Annotated in this window: 6 protein-coding genes; all 6 read right to left on the bottom strand. The window is 70.7% G+C overall.

Features of this window, described 5'->3' with window-relative positions; all coding sequences use genetic code 11:
- Positions 1 to 113: 113 nt before the first annotated feature.
- Genes ACWCO3_RS31125 through rfbB form a run of 6 tightly spaced genes read right to left on the bottom strand, consistent with a single transcriptional unit; the run spans position 114 to position 5,273 of the window.
- Positions 114 to 1,142 carry a glycosyltransferase family 2 protein gene (locus tag ACWCO3_RS31125; RefSeq protein WP_145782009.1) on the bottom strand — a complete coding sequence of 343 codons (1,029 nt, stop codon included), beginning with the start codon at positions 1,140 to 1,142 and terminating at the stop codon, positions 114 to 116.
- Complete coding sequence (locus ACWCO3_RS31120) at positions 1,139 to 2,443, bottom strand: lipopolysaccharide biosynthesis protein (protein WP_244311719.1); 1,305 nt, start codon at positions 2,441 to 2,443, stop codon at positions 1,139 to 1,141. The genes ACWCO3_RS31125 and ACWCO3_RS31120 overlap by 4 nt, the downstream gene beginning before the upstream one ends.
- Positions 2,440 to 3,141 (bottom strand): glycosyltransferase family 2 protein, encoded by a 702-nt coding sequence (locus tag ACWCO3_RS31115; protein WP_145782007.1) that lies wholly within the window; start codon positions 3,139 to 3,141, stop codon positions 2,440 to 2,442. Before ACWCO3_RS31115 ends, ACWCO3_RS31120 begins: the two co-directional genes overlap by 4 nt.
- Positions 3,134 to 3,505 (bottom strand): DUF2304 domain-containing protein, encoded by a 372-nt coding sequence (locus ACWCO3_RS31110; RefSeq protein ID WP_112673548.1) that lies wholly within the window; start codon positions 3,503 to 3,505, stop codon positions 3,134 to 3,136. The genes ACWCO3_RS31115 and ACWCO3_RS31110 overlap by 8 nt, the downstream gene beginning before the upstream one ends.
- Entirely contained in the window at positions 3,502 to 4,389 is an 888-nt protein-coding gene (gene rfbD, locus ACWCO3_RS31105) for a dTDP-4-dehydrorhamnose reductase (RefSeq protein ID WP_450013447.1), read from the bottom strand. The genes ACWCO3_RS31110 and rfbD overlap by 4 nt, the downstream gene beginning before the upstream one ends.
- Positions 4,386 to 5,273 (bottom strand): dTDP-glucose 4,6-dehydratase, encoded by an 888-nt coding sequence (rfbB, locus tag ACWCO3_RS31100; RefSeq protein ID WP_450013450.1) that lies wholly within the window; start codon positions 5,271 to 5,273, stop codon positions 4,386 to 4,388. Before rfbB ends, rfbD begins: the two co-directional genes overlap by 4 nt.
- Positions 5,274 to 5,278: the final 5 nt, after the last annotated feature.

The following is a 5,278-nucleotide window of genomic DNA, read 5'->3' as shown; positions in this document are numbered from 1 at the left end:
TAGAAAACACTCTTCCCCTACCCCCCCCTCTTCCTATCTCCAAAAGTTTATAATATACCCCACCGCGTGGGGGACCGCACCGCGGTCCCCGACGCTTTTCGATGCCGGTCGGGTCAGCGGCGCTGCAGCAGCGGCCGGGCGAGGGCCCAGTAGCCGGCAGCGACCGCGTTGAAGACGCCCATGCCGGGGGGCGAGTCGACGTTGGAGGGGGCGACCCGGGCGGTCATCAGCTCGGCGATCACTCCGTCGGGCACGGTGCGTTCGGTCTGGAGTTGACGGCGGCGGGCACCGACCCAGGATCGGTTGCGCCACAGCCAACCCCAGCCGCGGGTCTTCTGCTTGGTCCAGCCGCCGGCCAGCGCGGCGGCGAGCATGGCGGCCTCGGTGAGCAGCAGCATCGGTGCGAGCACCACCAGCGTCCGAGTCTGGTACGCGGTGAGCAGGGTGACCAGCCGGTTGCGTTCCACCAGGTAGAGCTTCAGGTCGTTGCGGGAGAACTCGTAGTGGTGGCGCACGACGGCGTCGGGGACGTACTCCAGCCGCAGGCCGCGTTGCCAGAGCCGCAGGCTGAGTTCGGTGTCTTCGTGGTAGGCGAAGTATTCGGCCGCGAAGCCGTCGAGCTCCTGCCACCGCTGGCGGCTGATCACAAAGCAGCAGCCGCTGAGCGAGGGCACGCTGGTGCGTAGGGCGTGGGCGGTGGCGGGTTCGCCGTTGCCGCCCGCCCAGGACAGCCCGGTGAAGTGCAGCGGGTTGCCGGAGGTGTTGATCAACTCGGGAGTGTCGGCGAGCCGGATGGAGGCCATCGCGGCGCCGACGCCCGGTTCGGCGGCGACGGCTACGGTCTTGGCGAGGGCGTCCGGGGCGACGATGGCATCGGAGTTGACGAAGGCGAGCCAGTCACCGGTGGCCTCGGCGGCGCCGACCCGGCAGCCGCCGGAGTAGCCGGTGTTCTGTTCGGGGCGGACGACCCGCACCTGCGGGAAGCCCTTGACGATGTCGATGCCGTCGCCGGTGCAGCCGTTGTCGACGACGACCAGGTCGATGTCGATGTCGGTGCTGGCCAGGATGGCTTGGGCGGCGTCGACCAGGTACGGCTCGGCGCCGTAGGCGAGCATTACCGCAGTCACCTGTGGGCGGGTCATCGGATGCCTCCGGATACGGCGGGGGTGACGGCGTCAGTGAGGGGCGGGGTGGGGGGTCGGCGGATGCCGCCGCGCAGCAGCACTGCCATGGTGGCGGCCACGATGACGGAGCCGATGGTGTAGGCCAGCTCGACCCGGAGGATCACCGGGGCCGGGAGCAGTGTCACGATGATCAGGGCGGCGACGCCGACGGTCCAGGCGAGGGCCTGGGCGCGGTGCCGGTCGAGGGCGAGTAGGGCCTGGCCGAGCACCATCGCCCAGAGGTAGGCGAGTGTGGCGGCGGCCAGCCAGGCGAAGTCGCCGTGGCCGAGGACGCCGGGGGCGTCGAAGAGCACGCCGACCAGCCACGGGCCGAGCAGCACGGCGCCGACGGCCCCGGTGAGGCCGAGCGCGGTGACGATGCCCACCGCCCGGCGCAGCAGGCCGTAGAAGCCGGCCTGGTCGCCGGTGGTGGCGGTGGTGGCCAGGCCGGGCAGCAGTGAGGCCTGCATCGAACCGAAGACGAACAGCGGGATGCGGACCAGCACGAGGGCGGAGAGCAACGCGCCTGCCGCCGCGGTGTCGGAGGGGGCGAGCAACTGCAGGTTGATCACGCCGACGTTGACCACGACCTGGGAGAGCAGGCTGGATGCGGTGAGCAGCCCGAGGCCGCGCAGGAGGGTGGCCCAGGCGACCGGTGCGCCGCCGCCGATGGCGCGCAGTACTGGCGGCAGGGTGAGCAGCACGCTGGCCAGCGGGGCGACGACGAGCACGACGCCGTACCAGATGGGGGAGGTCACGCCGGCCAACCCGAGCAGGGCGACCATGACGATGCGCAGCCCGCCGTCGATGCCGAGTTGGGTTCCGTACCAGGGAAAGAGCTGCAGGCCGGAAAGGACGCCGCGGGTGGTGTAGGCGACGGCCATCGCGGCGAGTGCGCCGACGAGCACGGTGACCATGGTGCCGTCGCCGTGGAAGAGATGGTCGGCGAGGAGTTGGCGGCCGGCGGTGACGGCCAGCACCAGCACGGCGAGCATCGCGGCGGCGACGGTGACGCCCCGGGCGAGCACCGGCCCGGGGGGGAGCCCTTGGCTGTGCCGGGCGGCGACGACCCGGGCGACCTCCTGCTCGATCGGCATGAAGACGCCGATGCCGAGGGTGAACACGATCGACCAGAGCACCGACAGGCTGTTGTAGTCGGTCCCGCTGAGGCTGTGGCCGGCGACAGCGAGGTGGACGTAGGAGGCGATGCCAAGAAGACCCAGCCCGGCACCAACAGCGATGGTGCCGGGCGGGATCAGGCGTAGCAGGCGACTGATCACCGGCGAATGAGCGCCAGCGTGAGGACGGCGAATGCGCGACCGAGGTAGATCATCGCCCGGGCGGGGGAGTGGCTGGGCGTGCCGGCCATCCGCTTGCGCATGGCGACGGGCACCTGCTTGATGCGGTATCCGCGTCGGGCGGTGTGCACCAGGGTCTCCACCGTGTCACCGAGGTACTCGGCCGGGTACCAGGTGGCGAACATCTCGATGACCCGCCGGTTGGCGGCCCGGAAGCCGGAGGTGGTGTCGGTGAGTTTGGTGCGGGCGACCTTGGACAGCACGGCGGAGAGCATCACCATTGCCCAGCGGCGGGGGCCGCGGACGTTGTAGTCGCCCTCGCCGGCGAACCGGGCGCCGATGACCAGATCGTTGTCGTCGAGCAGGTCGACGAGCTTCGGGACGTACCGCGGGTCGTGCTGACCATCGGCGTCGATCTGGATGGCGACGTCGTAGTCGTTGTCGCGGGCGTAGCGGTAGCCGAGGCGCATGGCACCACCGACGCCGAGGTTGTACGGCAGTTTGGCGACGCGGGCACCAGCGGCCACGGCGACGGCCGCGGTGCGGTCGGTGGAGCCGTCGTCGACGACGAGGACGTCGACGCCGGGCAGTTCGCCGCGGACCTCGCCGACGACGTCGGCGATGGAGCCCGACTCGTTGAGAGCCGGGATGATGATCAAGGTGCGCTTGCCATTAACCATCGGTGGACACCAGTTCGTCTCGGGCTGCCCGGTCCGCGTCGATCTGTGCGCGGAGCAGGGCGAAGTCTTCGGCCAGGGTGCGGGTCTCTTCTTCGAGGGCGCTGACCTCCCAGCTCAGGTGCACGCACACGAGCAGCAGGAAGACGATGCCAAGGAAGAGCACCAGGCTGACACCGGAGGCGACGCCGAGGAGCTCAGCGACGTTGTCGAGCAGCCGGGGGAACAGTGACAGCGGGATCACGACGACCAGAACGGCGAGCCAGAGCATGCCGTACTTCTCGCGTAGCTGACGGCGGCGCAGCAGCTCGACGATGGTGCCGAGGAGCAGCAGGCCGGTCAGGCCGGTGACGAGGGTGAGCTTCATGCGACCTTCCACGGGGCGGGTGGAGCGGGGGAGCGGAACGCGTCAACCAGGGCGCTGTGCCAGTCGGGAAGCGGCGGCAGACCCGCGGCCGCCCAGCGGCTGTGCCCTAGCACACTGTACGCAGGCCGGGTGGCGGGACGCGGATACCGGTCGCTGGTGGTGGGTCGGATCCGGTCCGGATCCAGCCCGGCCAGCGCGAACGCGGCGCGGGCCAGCCCGTACCACGTCGTCTGCCCGGCGCAGGTGCCGTGGTAGACGCCCGGCGTCGCGTGCCCGGCCAGTGCCGCGTCGGCGAGTGCGACCAACCGCTCGGCGAGCGTGTACGACCAGGTGGGCTGGCCGTGTTGGTCGTCGACCACGTCGAGGTGTTCGTGCTGGGTGGCGAGCCGGAGCATGGTGGACACGAAGTTCGGGCCGTGCGCGCCGTAGAGCCAGGCGGTGCGGACGACGTACCCGGTGTCGGGGAGCAGCCGCGCGACGGCCTCCTCGCCAACCAGCTTGCCGCGTCCGTAGGCGTTGCCCGGCGCGGTGGGCGCGTCCTCCGGGTAGGGGGTGCGCGCGTTGCCCGCGAGGACGTAGTCGGTGGAGACCTGGATCAACCGGATTCCGTCGGCGGCGCACGCCGCGGCCAGGTTGGCCACGCCCCCGCCGTTGACGGCGGTCGCCGCGGCCTCGTCGGTCTCGGCACCGTCGACGTTGGTCCAGGCCGCCGCGTTGATCACGACGTCGTGGCCGGTCACCGCGTTGCGGGCCGCGGCGGGGTCGGTGATGTCCAGGTCGGCGCGGGTGGCGGCGGTCACTTTCAGGTCGGGCCGGGCCGCCAGGACGGCGACCAGGTCGTGCCCGAGCATGCCGCCGGCGCCCGTGACGAGAACGCGACTCATGCGGTGGGTGCCGACTTCAGCGGTTCCCACCAGGCGCGGTTGTCGCGGTACCAGGCGACGGTGTCGGCGAGGCCCTTCTCGAGGGTGATGCTGGGGCTGTAGCCGAGCTCCTGGTGGATTTTGCTGATGTCGAGGGAGTAGCGGCGGTCGTGGCCCTTGCGGTCGGTGACCGGGACGACGCGGTCCCAGCCGGCGCCGCAGGCGTCCAGGAGCAGGCCGGTGAGTTCTTTGTTGGTCAGTTCGGTGCCGCCACCGATGTTGTAGACCTCGCCGGCGCGGCCCTTCTGTTGGACCAGGGCGATGCCGCGGCAGTGGTCGTGGACGTGTAGCCAGTCGCGGATGTTGCCGCCGTCGCCGTAGAGGGGGACGGTGGCGCCGTCGAGGAGGTTGCTGACGAACAGCGGGATGACCTTCTCGGGGAACTGGTAGGGGCCGTAGTTGTTGGAGCAGCGGGTGACGACGACGTCCATGCCGTGGGTGCGGTGATAGGCCAGGGCGAGCAGGTCGGAGCCGGCCTTCGACGCCGAGTAGGGGGAGTTCGGGGCGAGGGGCCAGGTTTCGGTCCAGGAGCCTTCGTCGATGGAGCCGTAGACCTCGTCGGTGGAGACGTGCACGAAGCGGCTGGTGCGGTGGCGCAGCGCGGCGTCGAGGAGGGTCTGGGTGCCCAGAACGTTGGTGGTGACGAACGGCGCGGCGCCGGCGATGGAGCGGTCGACGTGTGATTCGGCGGCGAAGTGCACGATCACGTCGTGGTCGGCGACGACCTCGTCGACGACGACCGGGTCGCAGATGTCGCCCTGCACGAACCGCAGCCGCGGGTCGTCGCGGACGGGGTCGAGGTTGGCCCGGTTGCCCGAGTAGGTCAGTTTGTCGAGCACGGTCACGACCG

The organism is Micromonospora sp. NPDC002411, assembly GCF_053592955.1.
The sequence above is the reverse complement of the archived record's forward strand: the minus strand, read 5'-3'. Positions and strand labels throughout refer to the sequence as shown.

What these genes read in the sequence shown, in the direction of transcription:
- ACWCO3_RS31125 (WP_145782009.1), bottom strand. Translation starts at nt 1,142, where the DNA reads ATGACCCGCCCACAGGTGACTGCGGTAATGCTCGCCTACGGCGCCGAG.
- ACWCO3_RS31115 (WP_145782007.1), bottom strand. Translation starts at nt 3,141, where the DNA reads ATGGTTAATGGCAAGCGCACCTTGATCATCATCCCGGCTCTCAACGAG.
- ACWCO3_RS31110 (WP_112673548.1), bottom strand. Translation starts at nt 3,505, where the DNA reads ATGAAGCTCACCCTCGTCACCGGCCTGACCGGCCTGCTGCTCCTCGGC.
- rfbD (WP_450013447.1), bottom strand. Translation starts at nt 4,389, where the DNA reads ATGAGTCGCGTTCTCGTCACGGGCGCCGGCGGCATGCTCGGGCACGAC.